Origin of the sequence: Amycolatopsis umgeniensis, assembly GCF_014205155.1 — a bacterium.
In the GTDB taxonomy this organism is placed as follows: domain Bacteria; phylum Actinomycetota; class Actinomycetes; order Mycobacteriales; family Pseudonocardiaceae; genus Amycolatopsis; species Amycolatopsis umgeniensis.
In genome coordinates this window covers 7117587-7144351 of record NZ_JACHMX010000001.1, presented here as the reverse complement: position 1 = coordinate 7144351, position 26765 = coordinate 7117587, and the positions used below count along the sequence as shown (strand labels likewise).

The following is a 26765-nucleotide window of genomic DNA, read 5'->3' as shown; positions in this document are numbered from 1 at the left end:
GAGTGGTCAGGACGGTCTCGTTGTGACTGCTGGTGCTTCTGAGGCCACGGGTGTGTTCAGGTGTCCGTGAAGGACTCCTTCGCTACCTTCAGGGTAGGCAAGGGGTCCTTCACGACACGAGCCCCAGAACCCAGCCGCTGGGAAAACGGCTCGCCCCGGGGTCACCCGGCCTCTACCCTCCGGCCGTGACCGCCGAACTCGCCGCCCCCGCTCAGCACGTCGCGCATCGCGGCCGGGGTATCACGCTCATCCTGCTCGCCGCGCTCTTCTTCGGGACGTCGGGCGTACTGGGCAAACCGGCGATGCAGGCGGGCCTGTCGCCGGAACAGGTCGCGGCGATCCGGATCGGGCTGTCGGCGATCGTGCTGCTCGCGCTGGTCGCCGTCTTCCGGCCGAAACTGCTGAAGGTGACGAAGCGCGAGTGGCCACTGCTGCTGGCGTACGGCTCGCTCGGCGTGGCCGGTGTCCAGCTCATGTACTTCCTCGCGGCGGGCCGGATCCCGGTCGGGATCGCGATCCTGCTCGAGTTCACCTCGCCGGTGCTGATCGCGCTGTGGGTGCGGTTCGTCCGGCGGGTGCGGCTGCCGAGCGCGATGTGGGCGGGGATCGCGCTGGCGATGACCGGGCTCGTGCTGGTCGCGCAGGTGTGGGAAGGCCTCAGTCTCGACGTCGTCGGGCTGCTCGCCGGGCTGGGCGCGGCCTTCTGTTCGGCGGGGTACTTCCTGCTCGGTGAACGCGGCGTCGCGGACCGGGATCCGCTCGGCATGGTCACCTGGGGCATGACGATCGGCGCGGTCCTGGTCTGCGCGGTCGCTCCACCGTGGACGATCCCGTGGGGCGTTCTCGACTCGCCGGCGGCATTCGGGCCGTGGCAGCCGCCGGTGTGGTCGCTGCTGATCGCGCTCGTGCTGATCGCGACCGTCATCGCCTACGCGACGGGGATGGCGGCGCTGCGTCATCTCCCGGCGTCGGTGGCGAGCGTGGTGGGGCTCGTGGAGCCGCTGATCGCCGCGGCCGCCGCCTGGTTGCTGCTGGGCGAGGCGCTCAGCTGGGTTCAAGCCGTGGGCGCGGTGGTGCTGCTGACCGGCGCGTACATCGTCCAGCTGAACTCGAACGTGGTCCAGACGGACTCAACCGTGCTGGAGGCCTCGTAGGTCGCTGATCTCCTGCTGCTGCGAACGCGACGTCGTGGCGGCGAGGTCTCGGGCGTCGGGGTTGCGGCCGTGCTGGGTTTCGGCGTCGGCGATGCGGACACCCGACTCGCGCTGGCGAAGCAGCCGCGCGACGAACTGCCGGTCGAAGTCCTTTCCGGACAGTCCGGCCAGTTCCGCCATGTCACCCGGGCTGATGTAGCCGTCGCGCTGGACGTGTTCGAGGTTCGGGTCGTCCGGGGCGGCCTGGCCCCAGGATTCGATGAGCCCGGAAAGCCGCGCGATCTCCGGTTCGTGCGTGTCGATGACCCGCTTCGCGAGCGCCTTCAGCTGGGCGTTGTCCGCGCGGGTTTCCGCCAGGGAAGCCAGATCCACGCCCTGCTGGTGGTGCGCGAGGGTCTGCCGCGCGAAGGTGACATCGGCGTCGTTGAACGGAACGGCGGCCTGTTGCGCCAGCGGTGACGAGCCGGGAGGCGCCGTCTGCGACTGGGGTGCCTCGTCCGAGCAGCCCGCGAGCACGGCGGCCAGGGCGACGGCAGGCAGGAACCGGAGGACGGCGTGCGGCATCGAAGAGCTCCTCGGAACGCGCGGTGGAGGTGCCTAGGTTGGCAGAGTCCTTTTCGGCCTGTTCACCGGGGGTTGCGCAAACACTTTTCCTCCGGTCCTTGCGGTGCGACAATCCCGCGATCCGCCGTCACTCCGACAGGAGGCAACCGCGAAATGAGCGCAGAATCCACTCCGGACACCACGACCGAGCGGGCGGGACTGCGCCCGGACCTGCGGCAACGCCACGTCCGGATGATCGCGCTCGGCGGCATCATCGGCGCCAGCCTGTTCATCGGCAGCGGCGCGGTCATCCACACCGTCGGCCCGGCGGCCGTCCTCTCCTACGCCATCGGCGGTCTGATCGTCGTGCTGGTGATGCGGATGCTCGGCGAGATGGCGACGGCCGCGCCGTCACAGGGGTCCTTCATGGAATACGCGAGGACTTCGCTCGGCGGCTGGGCGGGCTTCACCGTCGGCTGGTTGTATTGGTACTTCTGGGTGGGTGTGGTCGCTTTCGAGGCCGTCGCCGGGGCGAAGATCCTCCAGACCTGGATTCCCGTTGTGCCGCAATGGATCTTCTCGCTGGTGCTGATGCTGCTGCTGACCGCGACCAACCTCGCCTCGGCTCGTTCGTTCGGGGAGACGGAGTTCTGGCTCGCATCGGTCAAGATCGCCACCATCGTGGTGTTCCTGGTCGTCGGCATCCTGTTCGTGCTCGGGGCCTGGCCCGGCGGGACGTTCTCGGTCGGCAACATCGCGCAGGACGGTTTCCTCGCCAACGGCCCGTTCTCGGTGGTGCACGGCGTGGTGATCGTGATCTTCTCCTACTTCGGCGCGGAGATCGTCACCATCGCCGCCGCCGAATCGCGGGAACCCGAGACGGCCGTGCGCAAGGCGACCTCGTCGATCGTCTGGCGCGTCATCGTGTTCTACGTCGGTTCCGTGACCCTGCTGGTGATGATCACCGGCTGGCGGGACATCCCGACCACGACCAGCCCGTTCGCCGCGGCGTTCGGCCGGTTCGGCATCCCCGCGGCCGAGACGATCGTCAGCGCGGTGGTGCTGACAGCCGTGCTGTCGGTGCTGAATTCCGGGCTGTACACCGCTTCCCGCATGCTGTTCGCGTTGCACGGCAACGGCTGGGCACCGAAATGGATCGCCGACACCAACCGGCGCGGCGTGCCGTGGAAGGCGATCCTGGTGTCCACTTCGGTCGGTTACGTGGCCGTGGTGATGAACTTCGTTTCACCGGACAAGATCTTCTACTTCATCATCAACTCCGCGGGCGCGGTCGCGTTGTTCGTCTACGCGATCATCGCCGGCTCGCAGCTCCGGATGCGGCGCCGTCTGGAGGCCGAGGCGCCGGAACGGCTGAAACTGCGCATGTGGGGCTATCCGTGGCTGAGCTGGCTCACGCTCGCCGGGACGCTGGCCGTGGTCGCGTCGATGCTGTTCGTGGACGCGGACACGCGGGCCCAGCTGTACCTGAGCCTGGTCAGCCTGGCGGTGATCCTCGGCGTCTATTTCATCCAGCGCCGGCGATCCGGCCGAGAGCCCCGTAAAACACCTCTCCGATCTTCGCGGGATCGCGGCTGAGGAAGGCCTGGCCGCCGGCCGGCGCGACGAGCTGCCGCAGTTCGGTCTCGTCGGCGTCCGGGCCGATCCCGATGGCGACCAACGGCACCGGGCGGTTCGGGTCCCGCAGCTTTCCCAGCTCGGCCATCAGGTTCTCGCGGCTGATCCCGCCTGGATCGGTGTTGCGGCCGTCGGTCATCACGATGACCAGGTTCAGCTTCCCCGCCTCCCATTCCTTGTTCGCCACCCGATAGACGTCGAGGACGCTGTCGTAGAGCCCGGTCTGCCCGTCGGGGACGGTCCGGACCGCACGCAATCGGTCCACTTCGGTCAGCTGCCGCCCGACCGGCGCCATCGGCAGGATCTCCCGATAGTCGCGTTCACCGTCCATTTCGGTCGCGAAGGCCAAGAAACGGACCTGTGACGTGGGTTTGAACAAGTGCAGGGCGTTCTCCGCCGCTTCCAGCGTGATCCGCAGGCGGGACTTGCCGGTTCCCGGGACCGGCGCGCTCATCGAACCGGAGACGTCGATGAGCACCTGGACCCGCGCGCTCGCGTTCACTCCCGCCCACTGGCTGAGCGCTTTGTCGACCTCGTCGGCGGACGGGATCTCGGCGCTGCGCTGTCCTTGCACCGAAACGCGTTGATCGGTTTCGGTGAGCCGCAACGCCTGCCCGCCCGGGGCGCGGAGGCCGGACTTCGCGCTCGTCGCGTTGCCGTTCAGCAGGGCCCGTTTCAGTTCCGCGACCGCCTTGCCCTGCTGCGGTGTCGCGCCGCCGATCTCGACGAACGGGTAGTCGAGCGACGGCGAAGCGGGTGAGTACGCGGCCACCAGTGCGGTCTCGCCGTCGGCGAGCTCGGAATTGTGTCGCAGCACCGCGTTCTCCGAGGCGGGGAACACCGTAGTGGTCGCCTCGTCGAAGGCGTTGGCGGAGAACTTCCGGAGCAAGACCACGTACGCACCGGCGGGATCCGGAGCGCCCTTCGCGACGTCACGGAGCGCCTGCAGCGCGGAGACGCCGACGGGATCGCGCGCGGGATCCGGCATTCCGACGACGATTCCGGCGCCCCCGAGTACGTCCGGCCAGGTCAGCGACTTGCGCGGCCAGCCGAGTTTCTTAGCGACGGGTTCCGCGACCGCGAGCACCACCGGCGAACTGGCCACCGACGGACCGGAGGCGGGCACCCCGTCGGCACGCCTGAGGAACAGCGTCGAGGACGGGATCCACGCTTGAGGCTTGGGTGCGGTCCCGGACAGTTCCTCCGCCATCTGGAGGGAATCCCGGGGCTGGACGTGGAAAGCGACACAGGCGAGCCCGAGGTCGCGAGCGGTCTCGGCGACGGCGGGGGCGATGTCGGGTGACGCGGCGACGACCACCCGGACGGGCTCGCAGGCGGGTTCGGACCGTGCCATGGCCACGGCCACCCAGGTGGCCGCGCCGAGTACGGCCGCCAGCGCGAGCGCCAGTAGCGGGAGCAGCACCCGTCTTCGGGGCCGGGCGGTGGCGTGGCGTCCCATCGACTCTCCCGGTCCTGGGCTCCAGGGGCGTCCGAGGGTACGCCGCCGCCACCCCTAGGGGAAGGCTGCGACCTGCGGCGTAGACGAACCCCACCGAGGCGGGAGGTGCCGGGGTGCGGGTCGCGGAACACTTGCCACGTAAGGAAAACACTCGAAACCGGGGGAATCCGTGATGAACCGGCCCACTCGTGCGGAACAGCGCAAAGCCCGCAACGCCCTCTTCGGCCAAGCGATCGCCGTCGCCTTCGCCCTGCTCATGGCGACGGCGACCCGTTAGCTCTTACGTGGCACGAGCCGCCCCTGCGCGACCGGCGAAGCCACCCAGACGTACCAGGGAGAGGGCCATGAGTGAGCCGCGTCCGGCTTCTCCACTCGCGCGTCGTCGAAGTCCACGCCGTCTGAGAACTCCGCCTCGGCGAACGTGGTCACCCCGGCGAACAGCGCGGCGTTGAAGCTGGCGTACTGGGGGAAGATCGCCGCGCCGAAATCGGTCTCGCCGGTGAACCACGCTCGATCGAAGTTCGCGAAGCGCTGGAATCGGGCGCGCCGGAAGTTCCCGCCGACGATCACCGCGTCCCGGAAGTCGGCGCCGCTGAGGTCACAGTCCGCGAAATCCGGCTCGACGAGCACCGCGTCCTGGAGTTCCAGGTCCTCGACTGCCCAGAATTCGAAGCTCCCCGACCGCCGCAGATGCCGGGTGAGCAAGCCTTGCGCGGCGAGCCGGATCTCGAACTCTTGCTCGTCTTCGACCGGGAACCGGAAGGGCTTGCGCAGATAGGTGCAGGTCAGCTCGATGATGTCTTCGCGCGCGCCGGGGTCTTCCCGCCCGTACCGCTCCAGGTCCATGAAACTCTCGAGGCGCTCCGCGGCGTTCTCGCTGTCCATCTTCTCGACGGCGAGTTCCCAGCGGTCCCGCCGCAATCCGGCGGCGATCAGCTCGGGCCGCAGCCGCCGGTCGCGGCGAGCGCCCTCGATGAACATCCGCCCCAGATAGACCGCGCCCACCCCGAGCGCGATCCCCGCCAACGCCGCCAGGACGTGCACCCCCACCATCATGCGGTGATTATGTCGCGAGTGGTCCCCGCGCTCGACCGAGTATTGGGGAAGGCGCAGGTGACGGAGTGGGGCAGGTTGGTCGTGAGTGGCGATTGACCGCGGGTCCGTGATGCCCGACGGCTGTGTCGCGAAAGCCACTTTCGGGACGTCTGATGTCCCGAAAGTGGCTTTCGCGACACCCGAACCGGCTGGTGCCTTGGGCACCTACTGGATTTCAGGTGCGAACAGGTCGCCACGTCCACCCCACGCGCACCAACAGTCACAGCGGCCGCGCGTGAAGCCGGAACCGCCTCGGATAGGGGGCGGAGCGGACCCGTATCACCTACCTACGCCTGAGCCGCACGGCTGCCCCGGCGATCAAGGCCCAAGCAACCCACTAAACCGGGATGACCGTCGGCACGATCATCGGACGGCGCCGGTAGGTGTCGGCGACCCAGCGGCCGACGACGCGGCGCACGGCCTGCGCGATGCGGTGCGTGTCGGTGATGCCCTCGGCCTCGGTCCTGGCGAGTTCCATCTCCACCATCGGGAGCACGGCGTCGAGCGCCTTCGGATCGTCGGAGAACCCGCGCCCGGACACGGTCGGGCGGGTCACCGCGCGGCCGGTGCTGGTGTCGACGGCGACCGTGATGGCGATGAAGCCGCCCTCGCCGAGCACGAGCCTGTCGGACAAGGTCGACTCGCCGACGTCGCCGACCGAGAGGCCGTCGACGTACACGTGCCCGACCTCGACCCGGCCGGTCCGCGTGGCCTTGCCGTCGACGAGGTCGACCACGACCCCGTCCTCGGCGATGACCACGTTCTCCGGCGCGACGCCGGTGCGCACGGCCAGTTCGCCGTTGGCCCGCAGGTGCTTCCACTCGCCGTGCACCGGCATGACGTTGCTGGGGCGCACCGCGTTGTACAGGTACAGCAGCTCGCCCGCCGACGCGTGCCCGGACACGTGCACCTTGGCGTTGCCCTGGTGGACGACGTTCGCGCCGAGCCGGGTGAGTCCGTTGACGACGCCGAAGACGGCTGTCTCGTTGCCCGGGATCATCGAGCTGGCCAGGACGACGGTGTCGCCCGCGCGGATCGAGATCTGCCGGTGCTCGCCGCGCGCCATCCGCGAAAGCGCCGAAAGCGGCTCGCCCTGCGAACCGGTCGACACGAACAGCACCTTGCTCTCGGGCAGGTCACTGGCCTGGTCGAGGTTGACCAGCAGGCCGTCGGGCACGTTCAGCAGGCCGAGATCGGCGGCGATGCCCATGTTCCGGACCATCGACCGGCCGACGAAGGCCACCCGGCGGCCGTGCCGCACGGCGGCGTCGAGCACCTGCTGGACACGGTGCACGTGGCTCGCGAAGCAGGCGACGATGACGCGCTGGCCGACCTTGCGGACGACGTCGTCGAGCACCGGGCCGATGTCGCGTTCCGGCATGACGAACCCGGGCACCTCGGCGTTGGTCGAGTCGACGCAGAACAGGTCCACGCCCTCGTCGCCGAGCCGGGAGAATCCGGCGAGGTCGGTCAGCCTGCCGTCGAGCGGCAGCTGGTCGAGCTTGATGTCACCGGTGTGCAGCACGACGCCCGCCGGGGTGCGGATGGCCACCGCGAGCGCGTCCGGGATCGAGTGGTTGACCGCGAAGAACTCGAGGTCGAACGCGCCGACCTTGCGGCGCTCGCCCTCGCGGACCTCGATCAGGTTCGGCCGCTGGCGGTGTTCCTTGGCCTTGGCCGCGAGCAGCGCGTTCGTGAACCGGGATCCGTAGATCTTCAGGTCGGGGAAGAGCCGCAGCAGGAACGGGACGGCACCGATGTGGTCCTCGTGCCCGTGGGTGAGGACGAGGCCGTCGATGTCTTCGAGGCGGTCTTCGATCGCGCGGAAGTCGGGCAGGATCAGGTCGACGCCGGGCTGGTCGTCTTCGGGGAAGAGGACTCCGCAGTCGACGATCAGCAGGCGGCCGCCGAATTCGAAGACGGTCATGTTGCGGCCGACTTCGCCGATCCCGCCGAGCGCCACGACGCGCAAGGCGCCTTCGGGCAGCGCGGGCGGCGGGGTGGTCGGTCCGGGTCCGGTTGACAATGAACTCACCGAGGCATGGTCCCTACGCTGGTATGTGAGGTCGGCGCCGTATAGGCCGCCGCTGAATCTGCTTGTGCCACCCGAGCACCATGCCAGTCACTGGCGGCGCTTTCACCGAGCGGCACGCCACCTTGGGCGAGATCGGCGGAAATCGCCTGGAGCTGTTCGTCGCTCGCGGCCACGATGGGCAGCCGCGGGTCGCCGATGTCGAAGCCGCGCAACCGCAGGGCCGCCTTCGAGAACGCGACACCGCCGACGCGGGACATCGCCCGCAGAACGGGCAGCATGCCGCGGTGGTTCGTGCGCGCGGTGGAGGTGTCGCCGGATTCGTAGGCGTCCATCATGCCGCGGATGCGGCCCGCCACGACGTGCCCGATCACGCTGACCACGCCCGCGCCGCCGACGGCGACCCACGGCAGGTTGAGACCGTCGTCGCCGGAGTAGTAGGCGAGCTGCGAGTTCGCGATGACCTCGGAGCCGGCGATCAGATCGCCCTTGGCGTCCTTGACCGCGAGGATGCGCGGGTGTTCGGCGAGCCGCAGCAGCGTGTCGACCTCGATGGGGACGATCGAGCGCGGCGGGATGTCGTAGAGCATCACCGGCAGGCCGGTGGCTTCGGCGACCGTGGTGAAGTGCGCGTAGAGCCCGGCCTGGCTGGGCCGCGAGTAGTACGGGGTGACGACGAGGACGCCGTGCGCGCCCGCCGCTTCGGCCTGCTTCGCCTGCTCGATGCTGTGCGCGGTGTTGTTCGTGCCCGCCCCGGCGACGATCGTCGCGCGGTCACCCACGGCCTCGACGACCGCGCGGACCAGCTCGGCTTTTTCGGCGTCTGTCGTGGTGGGACTTTCGCCGGTCGTGCCGTTCACGACGAGACCGTCGTTCCCCAGTTCCACGAGGTGTTCGGCCAGCTCCTGCGCCCGCTTCAGGTCCAGTGCGCCGTCGGCGTCGAAGGGGGTGGCCATCGCGGTGAGCACGCGCCCGAACGGTCTTCCCGGCGCTGCGGTGGGTGGAGTGGACATGATGTGAAGGTACCTCCTGCGCACGCCGGACCCCTTGCCGACGTGGTCATTCCCGAGAATGCGGGAGATTTTCCGTGGCGAAGGCGAACTCGGCGAAAACTCTGTGTGAGCTATTTGACCTTGGTCGTGATCGGCGACGGGATCTGGCTGCCGTCGGCCTTGGCGAGCAGGCAGAGGAACCCGCGGGAGTAGTTCCGGTCGTCCTCATTGGGCGGACGTTTCCATTCGGCCTCGGTCGGCACGACGGGCCGCCAGATCAGCGTCGCCCGCTGCGGCGCCGGGACGACGTTCGAGTTGAAGGTCGCCGAGCACAGCGCTTCGGCGATCCTGCTGACGGCTTCGGCACCGGGATAGACGGCTTCCTGGGCGTCGTCGTCCGAAGAGGACTCGACGTCGAGCAGGCTTCCCTTGGCGAAGACCTCCAGCAGATGGTCCCTGTCGCAGCTGATGTTGTCGTTCAGGTTGATGCCGTCCCGGAGCGGCACGTTGTAGCAGTCTCCCGAGGAGCCGAGCTTGACCTGGCCGTTGATGCCGTAGGTCAACGTGGGCTGGGCCTGTTTGTTCCCCTCCGGCGTGGCCATCCAGCGGCCGAGGAAGATCCCGCCGACCAGGGCGCCGATCACGGCGACCGCGGCCAGGCTGAGCCACAGAGGACGGAGGTTGCGCTTCGCCGGGGCGGGCGCGAGGCGGGTCATCGGCTGGCCGGGGTGCAGCATCGCCGTGCCGCCCGAGGGCGGGGTCGGCTGGGCCTGCACGCCCTGCGCGGCCGAGAGCAGGCTGCCCACCTGGTCGTACGACATCCGCGCCTCGGGTTTGGTGACCAGCAGGCCGAGGATCGCGGCGGCGAGCGGCCCCTGGACGCGGGTCAGGTACGGCGCCTCGGTCATGATCGCGTGCAGCGTGGCCGCGGTGGTCGACCGTTCGAACGCGACGATGCCCTCGGCGGCGAAGAACAGGGTCGTGCCCAGCGACCAGAGGTCGGACTCGGGCATCGCGTCGCGGCCCTCGACCCGTTCCGGCGCCATGAACGCGGGCGAGCCGACGATCATGCCGCTGGTGGTCAGGCGCGGGTCGTCGGTGGCGTGGGCGATGCCGAAGTCGGTGAGCTTCACCCGTCCGTCCGGCGCGACCATGATGTTCGCGGGTTTGACGTCGCGGTGCACGATCCCGGCGGCGTGCGCGGCCCGCAGCGCGGACAGCACCCGCTCCCCCACCACCGCGATCTGCTGGGCGGGCATGGGGCCGCGCTCGCGCACCAGGTCGGCCAGCGTCGGCGCCTCGACCAGCTCCATCACGATGTAGGTGGCGCCGCCCTCGTTGACGACGTCGTACACGGTGACGACGGCCGGGTCGTTGAGCCGCCCGGCGGCGCGGACCTCACGCAGCATCCGCTCCGAGAGCACCGAGGCGTCCTCGGGTCCGTCCGGGAACTTCAGTTCCTTGATCGCCACCTGACGGCCGATCACCTGGTCCTGAGCGCGCCAGACGATCCCCATCCCGCCACGGCCGAGCTCGCCCAGCAGGGCGTATCGGCCGGCGACGATCCGCGCGCCGGCGGCCTGATACGTCTGCTGGGGCGGCCCGTACGGACGGGTCTGTTCGTCGGTCAAGGTTCCGTGCTCCTTCGATTCGCGCGGGATGCTCACTCGGACCCGTTCGCGCCCCGAAAGGTTCCTTCGCCCGGCTTCTGGATCAGACCGTGACCTCGTGCCCGGATTCCCGGAGCGCCTTCACCGCGCGTTCCAGCTCGGGGGCCCGGACCAGCACGTGGTCGGTGTCGAAAGTGGAGATCGAGAACAGCGCCACCCCGGCGGCGGCCAGTTCGCTCGACAGCGCCGCGATGATGCCGGTCAGCGTGAAGGCCAGCGGCCCGCGGACCGACAGGAGCCGCCAGCCCTCCTCGACCGTGGCCCCGGCGGGCGCGAGGCCCGCCGGGCAGATCACCGAAAGCTCTTCCGGCGTCCGTGTGATGGAGATCAGCACGGGCTCGCCGGGGTCGAGCAGATTCGCCGGAACCGGCGCGTCCGGGGCGAGGCGGGCGACCGCGTACTCGCCGGGCCGGACGTCGATCGCGAGGCGTCGCATCAGCCCTCGAGAACCTTCGGGCTGGACGCGACCTCGGTGCCGTCGGGCAGCGCGGAGATGGTGAAGTCCGCGAACACGTTGCCCGAGGCCTTCTGCAGCTCGCGCAGGCAGTCGATGGCCAGGGCGCGGATCTCGACATCGGCGTGCTCGGTGGCGCGCATCGCGATGAAGTGCCGCCAGGCGCGGTAGTTGCCGGTGACCACGATGCGGGTCTCGGTCGCGTTCGGCAGCACGGCGCGGGCGGCCTGGCGGGCCTGCTTGCGACGCAAGGTCGCGCTCGGCACGTCGGCGAACTTCTCCTCCAGCCCGGCGAGCAGCTCGGTGTAGGCGTCGACGGCGGCCTGCGAGGCGGCGAGGAACTTCGCGTGCAGCTCCGGGTCCTGCGCGATGACGTCGGGCTCGACGAACGCGGCGTCGCGCTCCGGGACGTAGCGCTGCGAGAGCTGCGAGTAGGAGAAGTGACGGTGGCGGATCAGCTCGTGCGTCAGCGACCGGGAGATCCCGGTGATGTAGAAGCTGACGGAGCCGTGCTCCAGCACCGACAGGTGGCCCACGTCGATGATGTGCTCGAGGTAACCGGCGTTGGTGGCCGTCTTCGGGTTCGGCTTCTTCCAGGACTGGTAGCAGGCCCGGCCCGCGAATTCGGCCAGCGCCTCACCACCGTCGGCGTCGGTCGACCACGGTACGTCCGACGGCGGGAAGAACTCCGTCTTCGCGATCAGTTGAACCTTGGGTGACACGGTCTCGGCCACGTTCGCACTCCCTTTCGACCCCTGCTCCACGACTCCGGGCAGCGTAACCGCAGCCTTCCCTGACACCCCGGCGACATCACGGTGACGTCATCGGCTCCTTGACTGACATCACTAGTGACGTCATAGTGGTGTCATGGATCTGACGCCGTACATCACAAGCCTTCGCGAAGACCTCGCGAACACGGCTTCGGCCGGCGACGAGCAGACGCGGCGCGCCGCCGCGCTGCTGTCGTCGGCACTGGAGCCGGCCGCCCGGTTGACCATCATGAACGCCCTGGCCGATCTGGCCGCCGAGGTGACCTCGGCGCTGCCGGGACACGTCGTCGACGTCCGGCTCGACGGCCGCGACGTGCGCGTCGTCGTCACCGGCTCCGCCGAGAGCGCCGAGCAGACCGCACCCCGCCACGAGGCGCCGCGGGAGGCCCCGCGCGCCCCCAAGGTGGACACGGGCGACATCACGCGCATCACCCTGCGCCTGTTCGAGCAGGTCAAGGGCCAGGCGGAAGCCGCTGCCGCCTCTCAGGGCGTTTCGCTGAACACGTTCGTCTCGCAGGCCGTCCAGGGGGCGCTGGGCAAGAGCGGCGGCGAGTGGCAGTACAAGCAGAAGCCCGGCGGCGGTGCGGGTTCGCATCTGCACGGCTGGGTCCAGGGCTGAGGGGACGGAAATGACCGAGGAAAGCATTCCCGCCGGTGAAGAGACCGTGCGCGTCGAAGAGTTCGAGGCCGAGGGCCCGATCGAGATCGACGTGAGTGTGGCCATCGGCCGGGTGACCATCGATCTGACCGGTGAGAGCGGCGTCCACGCCGAGGTCCGCCGCGACGGCGGCGAACAGCAGCCGTGGGTGGACGGGATGACGAGCCTGCTCAGCTGGGTCGGGGAACGTTTCGGCGACCAGCTCGGCGCCGACCCGCGGACGTCGGTGGGCGACGCCCTGGCGCAGACGCGGATCGAGAAGGTCGGCAACCGGCTGGTCGTCCAGGCACCGAAGGCCTGGCAGCTGAAGAACGTCTTGCTCGCCGTGACCGTCCGGGCGCCCGCCGGTTCGCATCTGGAGGTACGGGCCGGGGCGGCCGACGTCACGGTGACCGGTTCCGCCGGGCGCGCCGACATCCTGACCGGCTCCGGCGATGTCGGCCTGGAGCGGGCAGACGGTTCGGCGATCGTCCGCACCGGCACCGGCGGCATCAAACTCGGGCCGACCGTGTCCGGTCTGCAGCTGCGCACCGGCAGCGGCTCCGTCGAAGCGTCGTCGGTGAGCGGTTCGGCCACGGTCGCGACCGGCACGGGTGACGTCTGGCTCGGCGAGGTCGCGGGCGAGGTCCTGGCGCGCACGGGCAGCGGCGACCTCTCGGTGGCGGACGCCGCCTCCGGATCGCTGGAACTGACCACCGGCTCGGGCGAGGTCCGGGTCGGGATCCGCGGTGGGGTGCGGGCGGAAATCGACCTTTCGTCGACGACGGGTTCGGTGTCGAGCGAGCTGGATGTCGCGGAGAGCGCGCCCGCGGAGGTCTCGCTGAAGGTGCGGGCGCGGACCGGTACCGGCGACGCGGTGGTGACCAGCGCGGCTCGGTGAGGCCGCGGACTGCAGGGGGATCGAGGGACCTTTGCTCTCACTTTTCCACGGGGGTGGGAGCGAAGGTCCCTCGGTCATTTCGGGTCGTGAGTGGCGCGGCCGACTCGGTATTTCACGTGATCGCTTGAAGTACATGAAGGCCCCTTCCTTGCGCCTAGCGCAAGGAAGGGGGCCTTCATGTACTTGGGAAGGTGTGAAGGTCGAGTTTCCTCGGCTGAGCCGAGGGAATGAGTCCTTCACGCGCAGCCGCAGTGACTTCTGGTGCACGTGAGGCGGACGTGACGATCCGCAAGTCCGTGAAGGACTCCTTCACTACCTTCAGGGTAGGCAAGGAGGCCTTCACGGAGCGAAGGATCAGCGCACGAGGCGCGAAAGGACCGGAGCGAGGTCGCCCCGCTCCCCCACCACGACCCCGTCGAGCCCCTGCCATTCCGCCATCAACCGCAGCTCCCCCGCCAGCTCGCTCGCGACCCGCGCGACGTCCACCCCGGGTTCGGTGAAGGCGCCCTGGACGCGAAGCACCCCGGCGGCACGATCGCATTTGAGGTCCACCCGGCCGACGAGTTCGCCGTCGAGCAGGAACGGGAACACGTAGTACCCGTAGATCCGCTTCGGCTCGGGGACGTAGATCTCGATGCGGTAGAAGAAGTCGAAGATGCGCTCGGTGCGGGCGCGTTCCCAGATCAGCGGGTCGAACGGCGAGAGCAGCGCGCGGCCGGCGACCGACCGCGGCGCCTTCGCCGCGACGTGCCGGTACGCCGGGGCGGGCCAGCCGTCCACGATCACCGGTTCCAGCACGCCCGCGTCGACCAGTTCGGCCACCGCCCGCTTGCTGACGTCGGGGCCGAGCCGGTAGTAGTCCCGCAGGTCCGGTTCGGTGCCGATGCCCAGCGCGACGGCCGCGCGGGTGATCAGCTCGCGGGCGCCTTCCTCCGGGCTCACCCTCAGCGACAGGATCTCCGGCGGCACGACGCGTTCGGTCAGGTCGTACAGCCGCTCGAACGACCGCCGGGTGCCGGTGGTCAGCTGACCCATGCCGAAGAGCCACTCGCAGGCCTTCTTGACCTCCGACCGCTCCCACCACGAGCCGGGCTTGTACCCGCCCGAGTCGCTTTCCAGCGCCCGCTCGATGCCGCCCGCGCCGATCGGTCCTTGTTCCTTGACCACGGCGAGGATGTCGTCCACCAGCTGGGGCGTCTGCTCCAGCACGCGCGCGTAGTTCGTCCACCAGCCCATACGCTTCGCGCCGGACCGCAGGAGCGGCCAGTCCGCCACCGGCAGCAGACTCGCCTCGTGCGCCCAGGATTCGACCAGCATCCGGGGTTTGCGGACGGAATGGGACCAGGCCGCGTCGTCCACCAGCGTGGGCTCGTACGCGCCGAGGCGCGAGAAGATCGGCATGTAGTGCGCGCGGACCGCGACGTTCACCGAATCCAGCTGCAGCAACTGGGTTCGCGACAGCACGCGCTGCAAATGCCGTCTCGTCACCGCCCCGCCGGGACGGGCGTCGGCGAACCCCTGCGCGGCCAGGGCGATCCGGCGCGCGACCGGCCCGCTGATGGTCGTAGTGCTCATCATCGGAATGGTGCCATCCGCCACCGACAGTTTCCGGCGACCCAGTAGGTTTCCTGCATGGCCGCCGCCGAAGTCCGCCCAGCAGTAGTGTCCGACGCTCCCGAGATCGCCCGCATCCAGCGCGATACCTGGCGAAGCGCGTACACGGAGCTGCTCGGCGAAGCGGCCGTCGCCGAGCTCGACGTCGTGGAGCTCGAGAAGACCTGGGCCGAAACGATCGAGTACCCGGGCACGCGCGTCTTCCTCGCCACCGAAGGCGAGTTCACCGTCGGCTTCTGCGTCGCGGGCCGGGCACCGGTGAGCGAGGTGGCCGCCGCGGACGGATCGCTTCCCGACGACGCTTCGACGACCGCGCTCATCGCCTCGCTGCTGGTCGAGCCACGCTGGGGACGGCGCGGGCACGCGGGACGGCTGCTGGCGAACGCGTCCATCTGGCTGCGCGGGGACGGCGCCACACGCGGGATCAGCTGGGTCGCCCAGACCGATCACGCCTCACTGGGCTTCTTCCGCCGCGCGGGCTGGTCCCCCGACGGAACCGTCCGCATCCTCGACACCGGAAGCACGAACGTGCGCGAAGTCCGGCTCACCGGCGGCCTCGACCACGAGCTCACTCCCTGACTTCGCGAACACGACCCAGCGCATCACCGAGTACATGAACACGCCTTCGCACGCCCCGGCGATGAGCCGGGACAGGCGGTAGTCGACGCCCAGCGCGGCCAGTCCCGCGCCGACGCCGAGCAGGAACGCCAGGTAGTTGACGATGATCGCGACGACGTACAGCGCCGCCTGCTTGCCGACGGGCGCGTGCGAGCGGAAGTTCATGCTGCGGTTCAGCACGAAGCTCAGCCCGAACGCCGTCGCGTACGCGAGCGTGATCGCCAGCCACACCGGCAGGCCGAGCCAGCCGCGAAGCAGCACGAGCAGGAGCAGGTCGACCCCGAAGGTGAACCCGTTGATGAGCGCGAAACCGAGGAAACTCGGCGCCGCCAGCCGGGAAAGCCCGAAGGGGAGGCGCCGGACCACGGCCGCGCAGAAGTCGGCGAAGCGATCCGCGAAACCTTTGCCGCGGACCGCGTCGTGCACGTCGGCCACGACCCCAGGATGGCAGCGGCAAGTGGCCGAGAGCCGACGAACAGGTGATCTTCTGGTGCGCGCCCCAGGCCGGTAACGGGGGCTGGCCCCAGTGCGACCCGTGATTCAGCTGATAACTTGGAGTGGACAAGATAACGGGGAGGCAACGATGGTGGGCTGGTTGCTCCTGTCGTTCGGCGTCGCCTTCGGCTCCGCGATCCTCCCCATCGTCAGCATCGAGATGTTCCTCATCGGCCTGTGCGCGAGCCAGCCGACGATGCCGTGGCTGCTGCTCGGCGCCATCGTCGCGGCCGGTCAGGTCGGCGGGAAGACGCTCTACTACCTCGCCGCCAAGGGCACGATCAAGCTGCCGAAACCCCTGCACGACCGCCTGCACCGGGAGCGGCCGCCCACCCCGCGCAGGGAAAGATGGCGGGCGCGCACCAAGAAGATGCGCGCCCGGCTCGACGCCCTTCGCGAACGCTGCCACCGGCATCCGCACTGGATGGCGGGCACGTACGGGGTGAGTTCGGTCGTCGGCCTGCCGCCGTACATGGCCACGAGCGTGCTCGCGGGACTGGTGAAGATGCCGTTGGCGAGCTTCCTGGCCACCGGTTTCCTGGGCCGCTGGCTGCGGTTCAGCCTGCTGGCCGCGTCACCAGCCCTGTTCGCCGGCTGGTTCCACTACTGACCTGAAGGGGACTTTCCCCGCGTCACATGCGGTGAAGGGCGCTTTCACCTCATGTCATGCGGGGAAAGCGTCCTTCAGCTCAGCGGGAAGCGGCCTCGAGCTCGACGGCCTTCCGCATCGTGGCGCGGGCCCGCTTCCGGTCCCCCGCGATCTCGTACGCGTAGGCCAGCCGGTACCAGACGCGCCAGTTCTCCTGATCCGCCTCGACCTCGGCCCGGCGCTCGTCGAACCAGGCGTCCGCGGCGTCGCGATCCACCCGGCCCGAAGGCCGCCGCGGCAGATCGGACACGTCGGGCAGGCCGCCTTCCTCGTCCAGCCGCCGCGAGAGCCGCTGGATCTGGACGCCGGAACGCCAGGTGGTCACGATGATCCAGATCCCGAGCAGCGGCAGCAACAGGACGCCGACACCGAAGATCACCGGCACCGTCTCGCCGGTGCCCAGCAACGCGATCCCCCGGCCGGCCAGCAGTACGACGTAGACCGCGAGGGCCGCCGTCATCACCAGCGCGAAATTGCGGGCCCTCACAGGTCGAGGATGTTCTCGAGACCGACCGTCAGGCCGGGCCGCGTGAGCACCGAGCGCACGCCGAGCAGCACACCCGGCATGAACGACGTGCGGTGCAGCGAATCGTGCCGGATGGTGAGGGTCTCCCCCTCGCCGCCGAACAGGATCTCCTCGTGCGCCACCAGACCGGGCAGCCGGACCGAATGCACGCGGACGTTGTCGACGAGCGCGCCGCGAGCACCGTCCACTTCGGACGTCGTCGCGTCTTCGCCCGGTTCGAGCCCGGCTTCCGCACGGGCCTCGCCGATCAGCCGGGCGGTATGCGCGGCGGTGCCGGAAGGCGCGTCGGCCTTGCGGTTGTGGTGCAGCTCGATGACCTCGGCCGAGTTGTAGAAGCGTGCCGCCTGCTGGGCGAAACGCATCGCCAGCACCGCGCCGAGGGCGAAGTTCGGCGCGATCAGCACGCCGAGCGACGGGTCGGCGTCGAGCCACGAGCGCAGCTTCTCCAGCCGCTCCCCGCTGAACCCGGTGGTCCCGACGACCGCGTGGATCCCGTTGCCGGTCAGGAACTCCAGGTTGTCCATCACCGCGTCGGGATGGGTGAAGTCGACGACGACCTGCGCCTGCTTGAGCGCCGAGAAGTCGTCTCCGGCGTCCAGTGCGGCGACAAGGTCCATGTCGTCGGCGCCGTTGACGGCGTTGACCACTTCCTGGCCCATCCGGCCGCGTGCGCCCAGCACACCGACGCGAATTCCAGCGGTCATGATGCGATCACCTCGTGCAGATCGTCCGGCAGGTCGTCGGCGTGAGCGTACGGCCCGACGACCGCCGCCGCCGTCACGCCACCAGGGCGGTGCAGCAGAGTGCGAGCGAGCGCACAGACCTCTTCGGTGGTGACGGCGTCGATCCGCGCGACCGTGTCGTCGACGCCGAGATAGCGGCCGTAGTTCAGTTCGTTCTTGCCGATCCGCGACATCCGCGACGAAGTGTCCTCGAGACCGAGCACGAGCCCGCCCCGCAACTGCCCCTTCGCCCGCATGACCTCGGCCTCGCTCAGCCCGTCCTTGCCGACGAGTTCGAGCACCTCGCGGATCACCCCGGCGACCTCGCCGAGCTTCTCCGGCTGACAGCCCGCGTACACGGCCATGTGCCCGGCGTCGGCGTAGCTCGCGACGGACGAGTACACCTGGTACGCCAGCCCGCGCTTCTCGCGGACCTCCTGGAACAGACGCGAACTCATCCCGCCGCCGAGCGCGGCGTTGAGCACCGATTGCGCGAACCGGCGGTCGTCGTGCCGCGGCAGTGACCGCAGGCCGAGCATCACGTGCGCCTGCTCGGTGTCGTCGGTGTGCAGCGCGAGTTTCGGCGCCATCGCGATCCGCGCCCGCCCGCCACGCGGCGCCACCGGTGTCGCCGTCCCGGTCAGACGGTTCCGCAAAGCCTTGCGCACCAAGCGAAGCACCTGGCCGTGCTCGATGTTCCCGGCGACCGCGAGCACCATCCGCGGCAGCGTGTAGCGGCGACGGTAGAACCCGCGCAACGCCGACGCGGACATCTCGATGATGGACTTCTCGCTGCCGAGCACCGGACGGCCGAGCGCGTGGTCGCCCAGGATCGCGCCGACGAACGTCTCGTGCAGCAGGTCTTCGGGATCGTCGTCGCGCATCGAGATCTCTTCGAGCACGACACTGCGCTCGGTCTCGACGTCCTTGTCCGTGCACAGTGCCTCGAACACGACGTCGGTGACCAGGTCCATCGCGAGCGGCAGGTCCTCGTCGAGCACCTGCGCGTAGTAGCAGGTGTGCTCTTTCGCGGTGAACGCGTTGAACTCCCCGCCGACCGCGTCGATCTCCTCGGCGATCTGGGTGGCGTCGCGGTTCGTGGTGCCCTTGAACAGCAGGTGTTCGAGGTAATGCGCCGCACCTTCGACCGACGACGGCTCGTCACGCGAGCCGACGCCGACCCACAGCCCGACCGTCACCGAACGGGAGGCGGGAACGTGCTCGGTGATGACCCGGAGGCCACCGGCCAGCACACTGCGCTTGACCACCGCGCCGTCCGGAGTGGACTCGAGGGTGCGGGTGCTGCCGACGGGCTGTTCGTGCCCGGAAACCTGACGTGCCAACGGATCCCTAACTCACATGTCAGGAAAGGGCCGTTCAGGACGACTCGCGTCCCGAACGACCCTTTCCCGGCGTTTCACACCGTACGTGCCAGGACTACTGGGCGTCGGCCTTCGGAGCCTCGGCGTCCGCGCCCTCGGCGGGCTTCTCCGCCTCGGCGGCGTCGTCTTCCTTGACCACGATCAGGCTGATCTTGCCGCGGTTGTCGATGTCGGCGATCTCGACGCGGAGCTTGTCGCCCACGTTGACCACGTCTTCGACCTTGGCGATCCGCTTGCCGTTGCCCAGCTTGGAGATGTGCACCAGGCCGTCCTTGCCCGGCAGCAGCGAGACGAACGCGCCGAACGCGGCCGTCTTCACCACGGTGCCGAGGAAGCGCTCGCCGACCTTGGGCAGCTGCGGGTTGGCGATGGCGTTGATCTTGTCGATCGCCGCCTCCGCCGACGGGCCGTCGGCCGCGCCCACGTAGATCGTGCCGTCGTCCTCGATGGAGATGTCGGCGCCGGTCTCCTCGGTGATCGAGTTGATCATCTTGCCCTTCGGGCCGATGACCTCGCCGATCTTGTCCACCGGGATCTTCACGCTGGTGACGCGCGGGGCGTACGGGCTCATCTCGTCCGGGCCGTCGATCGCCTCGGCGATGACCTCCAGGATGGTGAGGCGAGCGTCCTTCGCCTGCTTCAGCGCGGCCGCGAGGACCTCCGACGGGATGCCGTCGAGCTTCGTGTCGAGCTGCAGCGCGGTGATGATGTCCTTGGTGCCGGCGACCTTGAAGTCCATGTCGCCCATGGCGTCTTCGGCACCGAGGATGTCGGTCAGCGCGACGTAGCGGGTCTCGCCGTCGACCTCGTCGGAGATGAGGCCCATGGCGATGCCGGCGACCGGCGCCTTCAGCGGGACACCTGCGTTCAGCAGACCCATGGTCGACGCGCAGACCGAGCCCATCGAGGTGGAGCCGTTGGAGCCCAGCGCCTCGGAGACCTGGCGGATCGCGTACGGGAACTCGTCACGCTTCGGCAGGACCGGGACCAGGGCGCGCTCGGCGAGCATGCCGTGGCCGATCTCGCGCCGCTTCGGCGAACCGACGCGGCCGGTCTCGCCGGTGGAGAACGGCGGGAAGTTGTAGTGGTGCAGGTATCGCTTCGTGGTCTCCGGGGAGAGCGAGTCGATCTGCTGCTCCATGCGGAGCATGTTCAGCGTGGTGACGCCCAGGATCTGCGTCTCACCGCGCTCGAACAGCGCGGAACCGTGCGCCCGCGGGATCACGGCGACCTCGGCGGCGAGCGAGCGGATGTCGGTCAGGCCGCGGCCGTCCATGCGGATCTTGTCCGTGAGGACGCGCTTGCGCATGATCTTCTTCGACAGCGACTTGAAGGCCGCGCCGATCTCCTTCTCACGGCCCTGGAAGGCTTCGCCCTCGCCCAGGCCGATCTTCTCCAGCACCGCGGCCTTGACCTGGTCGGTCGCGTTGTCACGGTCCTGCTTGCCCGCGATGGTCAGGGCGTTCGCGAGGTCGTCGGTCGCGATGGCGGCGACGGCGTCGAAGGCGTCCTGCTCGAAGGCCAGGAAGACCGGGAACTCGCCGGTCGGCTTGGCGGCGACGTCGGCCAGCTCCTGCTGCGCGACACAGAGTGCCTTGATGAACGGCTTCGAGGCCTCGAGGCCCTCGGCGACGGCGATCTCGTCCGGCGACTTGCCGCCGTCGGCGATCAGGTCGAGCGTCCGGTCGGTGGCCTCGGCCTCGACCATCATGATCGCGACGTCGTCACCGACGATGCGACCGGCGACCACCATGTTGAAGGTGGCGTCTTCCAGCTGCTTCCAGGTCGGGAACGCGACCCACTGGCCCTCGATCAGCGCGACGCGGACGCCGCCGACCGGACCCGAGAACGGCAGGCCGGCGATCTGGGTCGAGGCCGAAGCCGCGTTGATCGCGAGCACGTCGTACGGGTCGTCCGGGTTGAGGCTCTGGACGGTGATGACGACCTGGATCTCGTTGCGGAGACCGTCGGTGAACGACGGGCGCAGCGGCCGGTCGATCAGGCGGCAGGTCAGGATCGCGTCGGTCGACGGGCGACCCTCGCGACGGAAGAACGCGCCGGGGATGCGTCCGGCGGCGTACATCCGCTCCTCGACGTCCACGGTCAGCGGGAAGAAGTCGAAGTGGTCCTTCGGGTGCTTCGACGCGGTGGTCGCCGAGAGCAGCATGGTCTCTTCGTCGAGGTAGGCGACGACGGCGCCGGCTGCCTGACGGGCCAGGCGGCCGGTCTCGAAGCGAACGGTGCGGGTGCCGAAACGGCCGTTGTCGATCACGGCTTCGGTTTCGTGCACGGTGACTCCGGTGGAGTCGGTCATAGGGTGTATCTCCTCTTTTGATCCTCTGTAACGGCGCGAGTCTCCCACCCTGGGACCTGTTTCGCCTGCGGACGCTCGAGGAGTGAGGCCGGTCTTCGATCGAAGCTCCCGGGCCGTTGCCCGGGAACCACTACCGAGGACCGGCGGACGGTTCCTCGGGCGCGCTCGCGCCTTGTTCTTAGACCGAGGGGGAGCGACCGCAGTGGTCACTCCCCCTCGGGTTCAAGCTATCGGCGGAGGCCGAGACGCTGGATCAGCGCACGGTAACGCTCGATGTCCACCTTCATCACGTAGTTCAGCAGCCGGCGGCGACGGCCGACCAGCAGCAGGAGCCCGCGACGGGAGTGGTGGTCGTGCTTGTGAGCCTTGAGGTGCTCGGTGAGGCCGACGATGCGCTTGGTCAGCAGCGCGACCTGGGCCTCGGGGGATCCGGTGTCCGAGTCGTGCACGCCGTACTCGGCAAGGATCGACTTCTTCTCTTCGGTGGACAAAGCCACAGTGGTGCTCCTAGATGTTCTGTGCCGTGCGGCCCGGACGATCGATCACGCCGGGTGAGACGGTCACGGCCGCCACGGACTGCAGCCGGACCCAATCATCGAGGTTACCAGTCTCGTGATCAGCGACTTCAGGCGCGGGCGCGGTTCAACTCGTACGACCGGATCACCCGGTAGCGCGACACGCCCCGTTCACGTTCACTGCTCATCAGGACGGCCTCTGCCGCCGTCCAAGTCTCACTGGTGAACCCGGCCAGCCGCTCCTCCCACGCGCTCGCGGCTTCCGGCCGGTCGCGGGGGAAGCGGGCCAGTGTCAGGTGGGCCACGTAGGGCCTGCCCTCACTCTCCGCGCCGGCCTTCACGGCCAGCTCGTGGAGCCCGGTTCCGGACACACTCAACCACAGCACCCCGGGGAATGTCGCGGCCTTTTCCAGCCGGAGGCCGATCGGCCCCTCATCGGCCAGCCTTCCGGCGAGCCATTCGCCCCGCTCGGCCGCGTCCGCCTCGCCGTAGAAACCGAGGGTGACATGCCAGTTCTCCCGCGTCGACCAGCGGAAATCGCCGTCCTCGGGCGTGCCCAGAGCGGCGGCGACCTCGTCCAGGACACCGGGTGGAGGGATCAGTGCGCTGAAGAGCAGCATCGTCAGGAGTTCTTGGCCGCCCGGCGCAGCAGATCCGCGAGGGACGGGAAGTCGTCGTCGAGCAGCTTCGCGGCTTCGGTGAGGTCTTCGTCCTCGCCGATGTCCCGCAGCGCCGCGAGCACACCCTGGTCGTCGGCGACGGCGCCGACCGGGATGCTGTCGCGGCCCACCGTCGGCCGCGAGTCGCGGACGTCTTCGAGCGCCTCCTGCATGGCCTTCCGGTCACCCGCGGCGACCGCCGGGACCAGCACCTTGCGCTCCAGCATGATCATCTTGGCGAGGACGACCGGGTTGCCGATCTTCGCGCGGCGGCCGCTCATCACCTGGCTGAGCATGGGCGCGCTGATGCCGAGGACCTCGGCGAGGAAGGCCTGGGAGATGTCGAACGCCACCACCAGTCTCCGCACGCGATCGCCGAGCGGCTCCCCGTACCACTCTCTCTGCAGCGCGATGTTCCGCTGGACGATCTTGTGGTCCTCCACCTGGTCCGCTCCCCTAACCCCATCGAACGCCCTGCGCGGTCCGTGACATCTTGCCACCGGAACGCACGTGGGCGGGCGTGTTTACCGATTGTCATCCGGCCAAGACCGGCTCCGGTCAGTCCTGCCCGCCGAGCAGTTCCCTGGTCCGGAGGACGTCTTCGTCGATCTGCTTCACCAGGCCTTCCGACGTCGGGAACCGGACCTGGTCCCGCAGCTTGGCGACGAAATCGAGCGAGACGTGCTGCCCGTAGAAGTCTTCGTCGATGTCGAGGACGAAGGCCTCGACAGTGCGTTCCCTCCCCGAGAACGTCGGATTGGTCCCGACCGACACCGCCGCGCGCAGCCGGTGGCCAAGATCCGACGAACGGGTGAACCAGGCGCTGTAGACACCGTCCGCGGGTACCGCCGCGAACCGCGGCGTCGACAGGTTCGCCGTCGGATACCCGAGATCGTGCCCCCGGCCGTCGCCCCGGACGACGATGCCCTCCAGCCGGTGCGGCCTGCCGAGCGCCTCGGACGCCGCGATGACGTCTCCGGCGTCGATGCACGAACGCACGTAGGTCGAGGAGAAGGTGATCTCGTTCTCCGTCTGCTCCTGGGCGAGCAGCCCCTGCAATTCCGCGCCGTGTGCCACGAAACCGAACCGCTTCCCCAGGGTGCGCAGGAGATTGACGTCACCGGCCGCCTTGGCGCCGAAGGTGAAGTTCTCCCCCACGATCACCGCGGCCGCGTGCAGTTTGTCCACCAGGACCTCGTGCACGAACTCGTGCGCCGTCAGCCTCGACAGCTCCAAAGTGAACGGCAGCACGCAGAAGACGTCCACGCCCAGGCCCTCGACCAGTTCCGCCTTGCGGCGCAACGTGGTCAGCTGCGCGGGATGGCTGCCCGGCCGGATCACCTCCGACGGATGCGGGTCGAAGGTCAGCACCACACTCGGCACCCCGCGTTCGGCGGCGGCGCGGACCGTCCTCGAGATCAGTTCCTGATGCCCCCGGTGGACGCCGTCGAAGACGCCGATCGTCACCACGCACCGTCCCCAGCTCCCGGGGAGGTCACCCAAACCACGCCAACGCTGCACTTGTAGCCCCGTCTCCTCCAGGCCCGCTTCGTGCACCACCCTAGGCGGGCAGCAACACGACCACCGACCGGGCCAGTTCGCCTTCGTCCGCGGCGAGCGCGAGCACCCGGCCGTCCGGTCCGAACATCCCGTACGTGCCCTCGATCCCGGCCGAGGGCACCCTCTGTCCATATCGGACCGCCTGGGCCGCGCGGGCGTCCAGATCGCGGCGCGGGAACGCCGCGGCGACGGCCGCGTCGAGGTCGAGTGACAGCTCCGGCGCTTCCTCGAGCTGGTCGAGAGTGCGGGCCTTGGCGAGCGTGAACGGCCCGACCGTGGTGCGCCGCAACGCGAGCAGGTGACCGCCGACGTCCAGCCCGGCACCGAGGTCCCTGGCCAGTGCCCGGACGTAGGTGCCCGACGAACACTCGACGACGGCGTCGAGTTCGATCCGGCCCGCCTCGCGGCGGGTGGCGAGCAGATCGAAGCGGTGCACGGTGACCGGACGCGGCGGGATCACGACCTCTTCGCCGGCGCGGACGCGGGCGTACGCGCGTTTCCCGTCGATCTTGACCGCGCTGACCGCGCTCGGCACCTGCTGGATGGCGCCGGTCAGCGCGGCGATCCCGGCGGCGATCGCTTCGTCGGTGACCTTCCCGACAGCTTCCGGGGCGGCTTCGGCGATCGGCTCGCCCTCGGCGTCGTCGGTCGTGGTCGACATTCCCAAGGAGAGGGTCGCGAGGTAGGTCTTGCGGTCCAGGGCGAGGTGGCCGAGGAGTTTGGTCGCGCGTTCGATGCCGAGCACCAGGACACCGGTGGCCATCGGGTCGAGGGTGCCGGCGTGCCCGACCTTGCGGGTGCCCATGAAGCGCCGCGCCCTGGCGACGACGTCGTGGGAGGTCATCCCGGACGGCTTGTCGACGATGACGAGACCGGGCGGCGGGGCTGGACGTTTCTTGGCTTGAGCCTGATTGGGGCGCGACACGGGCCGAACCCTATCTTTCGGGCCCTGGCCGGGCTGAAGGGGACTTTCCCCGCGTCTGACGCCTAGGACGAGACGGGCAGCGGCGCTTCGGCGTCCCAGCGGCGGCGCCGGATCTGCACCGGGATCTCCTCGCCGCGGGCCTCGGCCTCGAACAGCACGGCGCGGGTGCGCCGCCACCACACCAGCATCCGGAAGGTGCCCAGCGCGAGCACCACGATGACGGACAGCAGCGCCAGGCGGAACGAGCCGCCGGTCCACTCCAGCAGCACGCCGACCGCGAGCGCCGAGATCGTCGTGGCCACGAACCCGCCGACGTTCACGACCCCTGTCGCGGTGCCGACGCGCGAGAGCGGGTTGTAGTCCCGTGCCAGCGCGAAGCCGATCATCGACGCGGGGCCGCCGAGGGAGAGGAAGGCGAACGCGGGGACCAGGACCGCGACCGGGGTCGTCCCGCCCCAGCCGAGCAGGACCGCCCACATCACCGCGGCGCCGCCGATGTACCCGCCGACGAGCGGCATCCGCAGCGACGGGCGGCGCCCGATCAAGCCGCCGACGAACGGGCCGCCGATCATCGAGCCGAACACGAACACGATCAGCAGCGAACTCGCGGTGGACTTCGGATAGCCCTGTCCCTGCACCAGGAACGGGACGCCCCACAGCATGGTGAGCACGTTGGGCGCGAACATCGTGCTGAAGTGGACCCAGAATCCCAGCCTGGTGCCCGGGGTCCGCCACGCCTCGGCGACCTGGCGGCCGAGGACCTTCGGGTGCACCTTTCCGCGCACGGGCACCGGCTCGCCGGGCGGGCTGTCCTTGACGCGAAGGGCGACGACGGCGGCGTACAGCGCCGTCACCAGGCCGACGGCGAGGAACGTCGGAGTCCAGCCGGGACCGTCGAGCAGCAGGCCGAGCGGGACGGTCGCGGCGAGGTTGCCGACGTACCCGATGGCGCCGGTCAGCGCGGCGAGCAGGGCGTACTGGCGGCCGGGGAAATGGGCGGCGATCAGCCGCATGATGCTCACGAAGGTCAGCGCGTCGCCGAAGCCGACGACGCCGCGGGCGAGAAGGCCGAGCGCGTAGGAATCGGCGATCGCGAGCAGGATCTGGCCGAGCCCGAGGAAGAACACGGCGGCGGTGAGCACACGGCGCGGGCCGTAGCGGTCGACGAGGACGCCGGTGGGGATCTGCATCGCGGCGTAGACGCCGACCTGCAGGACGGTGAACGTGCCGAGCGCGGCCGCGCCGACGCCGAAACGGTCGGCGGCCTGCAGCCCGGCGACGCCGAACGACGTGCGGTGGAAGACGGCGAGGAGGTAGACGGTGACGGCGGCGAACCAGATGAACCAGGACCGGCGGGTGGCTCGGCCTGTCACAGTGATTCCTCCTCGAGAACGGTTTCGGGCAAGTGAAGACGCCCGCGCTGCCGCCTCATATAGTTGTAGCT

25 protein-coding genes and 1 pseudogene are annotated in these 26765 nt (G+C 69.5%); 6 read left to right on the top strand and 20 right to left on the bottom strand.

Annotated elements, in window-relative coordinates:
- The first annotated feature begins 185 nt into the window (after positions 1-185).
- Positions 186-1154 (top strand): EamA family transporter, encoded by a 969-nt coding sequence (locus tag HDA45_RS33260; protein ID WP_184902055.1) that lies wholly within the window; start codon positions 186-188, stop codon positions 1152-1154.
- On the opposite strand, the gene HDA45_RS33255 is transcribed toward HDA45_RS33260, so the two are convergent.
- Positions 1131-1718, bottom strand: a complete 588-nt coding sequence (locus tag HDA45_RS33255) for a DUF305 domain-containing protein (protein ID WP_184902053.1) — start codon at positions 1716-1718, stop codon at positions 1131-1133. The genes HDA45_RS33260 and HDA45_RS33255 overlap by 24 nt on opposite strands.
- A 153-nt stretch (positions 1719-1871) precedes the next feature.
- On the opposite strand from HDA45_RS33255, the gene HDA45_RS33250 reads away from it, so the two are divergent.
- The gene (locus tag HDA45_RS33250; RefSeq protein ID WP_184902051.1) at positions 1872-3293 is read left to right on the top strand and encodes an amino acid permease; all 1422 of its coding nucleotides are present in this window, start codon (positions 1872-1874) and stop codon (positions 3291-3293) included.
- On the opposite strand, the gene HDA45_RS33245 is transcribed toward HDA45_RS33250, so the two are convergent.
- The 7 genes from HDA45_RS33245 to thyX all read right to left on the bottom strand — a co-directional run bounded on the left by HDA45_RS33245 (position 3223) and on the right by thyX (position 11768).
- Complete coding sequence (locus HDA45_RS33245) at positions 3223-4791, bottom strand: substrate-binding domain-containing protein (RefSeq protein WP_184902049.1); 1569 nt, start codon at positions 4789-4791, stop codon at positions 3223-3225. The two genes, HDA45_RS33250 and HDA45_RS33245, sit on opposite strands and share 71 nt — an antisense overlap.
- A gap of 273 nt (positions 4792-5064) precedes the next feature.
- Positions 5065-5847, bottom strand: coding sequence for a pentapeptide repeat-containing protein (locus tag HDA45_RS33240; RefSeq protein ID WP_184902047.1), 783 nt, complete (start codon positions 5845-5847; stop codon positions 5065-5067).
- 376 nt (positions 5848-6223) lie between these two features.
- Positions 6224-7912: a ribonuclease J gene (locus tag HDA45_RS33235; protein ID WP_221472739.1), complete on the bottom strand. Its 1689-nt coding sequence runs from the start codon at positions 7910-7912 to the stop codon at positions 6224-6226.
- 5 nt (positions 7913-7917) lie between these two features.
- Positions 7918-8931 carry a 4-hydroxy-tetrahydrodipicolinate synthase gene (dapA, locus tag HDA45_RS33230; RefSeq protein WP_184902044.1) on the bottom strand — a complete coding sequence of 338 codons (1014 nt, stop codon included), beginning with the start codon at positions 8929-8931 and terminating at the stop codon, positions 7918-7920.
- Between the two features lie 110 nt (positions 8932-9041).
- Complete coding sequence (locus tag HDA45_RS33225) at positions 9042-10541, bottom strand: serine/threonine-protein kinase (protein WP_184902042.1); 1500 nt, start codon at positions 10539-10541, stop codon at positions 9042-9044.
- Positions 10542-10623: 82 nt separating this feature from the next.
- Positions 10624-11016: an ACT domain-containing protein gene (locus HDA45_RS33220; protein ID WP_184902040.1), complete on the bottom strand. Its 393-nt coding sequence runs from the start codon at positions 11014-11016 to the stop codon at positions 10624-10626.
- On the bottom strand, positions 11016-11768 hold the full coding sequence (gene thyX / locus HDA45_RS33215; protein ID WP_005156312.1) for an FAD-dependent thymidylate synthase: 753 nt from the start codon (positions 11766-11768) through the stop codon (positions 11016-11018). The genes HDA45_RS33220 and thyX overlap by 1 nt, the downstream gene beginning before the upstream one ends.
- Positions 11769-11901: 133 nt before the next feature.
- On the opposite strand from thyX, the gene HDA45_RS33210 reads away from it, so the two are divergent.
- A complete protein-coding gene (locus HDA45_RS33210; RefSeq protein WP_184902038.1) occupies positions 11902-12423 on the top strand; it encodes a toxin-antitoxin system HicB family antitoxin in 522 nt (173 codons plus the stop codon).
- Between the two features lie 10 nt (positions 12424-12433).
- Complete coding sequence (locus tag HDA45_RS33205) at positions 12434-13342, top strand: DUF4097 family beta strand repeat-containing protein (RefSeq protein WP_184902036.1); 909 nt, start codon at positions 12434-12436, stop codon at positions 13340-13342.
- A 354-nt stretch (positions 13343-13696) separates the two neighbouring features.
- On the opposite strand, the gene HDA45_RS33200 is transcribed toward HDA45_RS33205, so the two are convergent.
- Positions 13697-14917, bottom strand: a complete 1221-nt coding sequence (locus HDA45_RS33200) for a winged helix-turn-helix domain-containing protein (protein ID WP_184902034.1) — start codon at positions 14915-14917, stop codon at positions 13697-13699.
- Positions 14918-14974: 57 nt separating this feature from the next.
- On the opposite strand from HDA45_RS33200, the gene HDA45_RS33195 reads away from it, so the two are divergent.
- The gene (locus tag HDA45_RS33195; RefSeq protein ID WP_246480874.1) at positions 14975-15535 is read left to right on the top strand and encodes a GNAT family N-acetyltransferase; all 561 of its coding nucleotides are present in this window, start codon (positions 14975-14977) and stop codon (positions 15533-15535) included.
- 18 nt (positions 15536-15553) lie between these two features.
- Here HDA45_RS33195 and HDA45_RS42555 read toward each other — a convergent pair.
- Positions 15554-15940, bottom strand: a pseudogene (locus HDA45_RS42555) (GtrA family protein); the annotation flags it as partial.
- A 217-nt stretch (positions 15941-16157) separates the two neighbouring features.
- On the opposite strand from HDA45_RS42555, the gene HDA45_RS33185 reads away from it, so the two are divergent.
- Positions 16158-16679, top strand: coding sequence for a YqaA family protein (locus tag HDA45_RS33185; RefSeq protein ID WP_184902030.1), 522 nt, complete (start codon positions 16158-16160; stop codon positions 16677-16679).
- Positions 16680-16758: 79 nt separating this feature from the next.
- On the opposite strand, the gene HDA45_RS33180 is transcribed toward HDA45_RS33185, so the two are convergent.
- The 10 genes from HDA45_RS33180 to HDA45_RS33135 all read right to left on the bottom strand — a co-directional run bounded on the left by HDA45_RS33180 (position 16759) and on the right by HDA45_RS33135 (position 26694).
- On the bottom strand, positions 16759-17205 hold the full coding sequence (locus HDA45_RS33180; protein WP_184902028.1) for a tetratricopeptide repeat protein: 447 nt from the start codon (positions 17203-17205) through the stop codon (positions 16759-16761).
- Positions 17202-17948, bottom strand: coding sequence for a 4-hydroxy-tetrahydrodipicolinate reductase (gene dapB / locus HDA45_RS33175; RefSeq protein ID WP_184902026.1), 747 nt, complete (start codon positions 17946-17948; stop codon positions 17202-17204). Before dapB ends, HDA45_RS33180 begins: the two co-directional genes overlap by 4 nt.
- A complete protein-coding gene (locus tag HDA45_RS33170; protein WP_184902024.1) occupies positions 17945-19309 on the bottom strand; it encodes a M16 family metallopeptidase in 1365 nt (454 codons plus the stop codon). The genes dapB and HDA45_RS33170 overlap by 4 nt, the downstream gene beginning before the upstream one ends.
- A gap of 94 nt (positions 19310-19403) precedes the next feature.
- Positions 19404-21662, bottom strand: a complete 2259-nt coding sequence (locus HDA45_RS33165; protein ID WP_184902022.1) for a polyribonucleotide nucleotidyltransferase — start codon at positions 21660-21662, stop codon at positions 19404-19406.
- A 227-nt stretch (positions 21663-21889) separates the two neighbouring features.
- On the bottom strand, positions 21890-22159 hold the full coding sequence (gene rpsO, locus HDA45_RS33160; protein WP_003084034.1) for a 30S ribosomal protein S15: 270 nt from the start codon (positions 22157-22159) through the stop codon (positions 21890-21892).
- A 128-nt stretch (positions 22160-22287) separates the two neighbouring features.
- Positions 22288-22797: an RNA 2',3'-cyclic phosphodiesterase gene (gene thpR / locus HDA45_RS33155; RefSeq protein WP_184902020.1), complete on the bottom strand. Its 510-nt coding sequence runs from the start codon at positions 22795-22797 to the stop codon at positions 22288-22290.
- A 2-nt stretch (positions 22798-22799) separates the two neighbouring features.
- The gene (locus HDA45_RS33150) at positions 22800-23279 is read right to left on the bottom strand and encodes a helix-turn-helix domain-containing protein (RefSeq protein ID WP_076154920.1); all 480 of its coding nucleotides are present in this window, start codon (positions 23277-23279) and stop codon (positions 22800-22802) included.
- A 115-nt stretch (positions 23280-23394) separates the two neighbouring features.
- Positions 23395-24357 (bottom strand): bifunctional riboflavin kinase/FAD synthetase, encoded by a 963-nt coding sequence (locus HDA45_RS33145; protein ID WP_184902018.1) that lies wholly within the window; start codon positions 24355-24357, stop codon positions 23395-23397.
- Positions 24358-24397: 40 nt separating this feature from the next.
- Positions 24398-25321 carry a tRNA pseudouridine(55) synthase TruB gene (gene truB / locus HDA45_RS33140; RefSeq protein WP_184902008.1) on the bottom strand — a complete coding sequence of 308 codons (924 nt, stop codon included), beginning with the start codon at positions 25319-25321 and terminating at the stop codon, positions 24398-24400.
- Between the two features lie 62 nt (positions 25322-25383).
- Entirely contained in the window at positions 25384-26694 is a 1311-nt protein-coding gene (locus HDA45_RS33135; protein WP_184902006.1) for an MFS transporter, read from the bottom strand.
- Between the last annotated feature and the right edge of the window lie 71 nt (positions 26695-26765).

Excerpts from the sequence above, each read along its gene's own strand:
- HDA45_RS33255 (WP_184902053.1), bottom strand. The coding sequence starts at position 1,718 with ATGCCGCACGCCGTCCTCCGGTTCCTGCCTGCCGTCGCCCTGGCCGCC.
- HDA45_RS33250 (WP_184902051.1), top strand. The coding sequence starts at position 1,872 with ATGAGCGCAGAATCCACTCCGGACACCACGACCGAGCGGGCGGGACTG.
- HDA45_RS33245 (WP_184902049.1), bottom strand. The coding sequence starts at position 4,791 with ATGGGACGCCACGCCACCGCCCGGCCCCGAAGACGGGTGCTGCTCCCG.
- HDA45_RS33240 (WP_184902047.1), bottom strand. The coding sequence starts at position 5,847 with ATGATGGTGGGGGTGCACGTCCTGGCGGCGTTGGCGGGGATCGCGCTC.
- dapA (WP_184902044.1), bottom strand. The coding sequence starts at position 8,931 with ATGTCCACTCCACCCACCGCAGCGCCGGGAAGACCGTTCGGGCGCGTG.
- HDA45_RS33220 (WP_184902040.1), bottom strand. The coding sequence starts at position 11,016 with ATGCGACGCCTCGCGATCGACGTCCGGCCCGGCGAGTACGCGGTCGCC.
- HDA45_RS33210 (WP_184902038.1), top strand. The coding sequence starts at position 11,902 with ATGGATCTGACGCCGTACATCACAAGCCTTCGCGAAGACCTCGCGAAC.
- HDA45_RS33205 (WP_184902036.1), top strand. The coding sequence starts at position 12,434 with ATGACCGAGGAAAGCATTCCCGCCGGTGAAGAGACCGTGCGCGTCGAA.
- HDA45_RS33200 (WP_184902034.1), bottom strand. The coding sequence starts at position 14,917 with ATGAGCACTACGACCATCAGCGGGCCGGTCGCGCGCCGGATCGCCCTG.
- HDA45_RS33195 (WP_246480874.1), top strand. The coding sequence starts at position 14,975 with ATGGCCGCCGCCGAAGTCCGCCCAGCAGTAGTGTCCGACGCTCCCGAG.
- HDA45_RS33185 (WP_184902030.1), top strand. The coding sequence starts at position 16,158 with ATGGTGGGCTGGTTGCTCCTGTCGTTCGGCGTCGCCTTCGGCTCCGCG.
- dapB (WP_184902026.1), bottom strand. The coding sequence starts at position 17,948 with ATGACCGCTGGAATTCGCGTCGGTGTGCTGGGCGCACGCGGCCGGATG.
- HDA45_RS33165 (WP_184902022.1), bottom strand. The coding sequence starts at position 21,662 with ATGACCGACTCCACCGGAGTCACCGTGCACGAAACCGAAGCCGTGATC.
- thpR (WP_184902020.1), bottom strand. The coding sequence starts at position 22,797 with ATGCTGCTCTTCAGCGCACTGATCCCTCCACCCGGTGTCCTGGACGAG.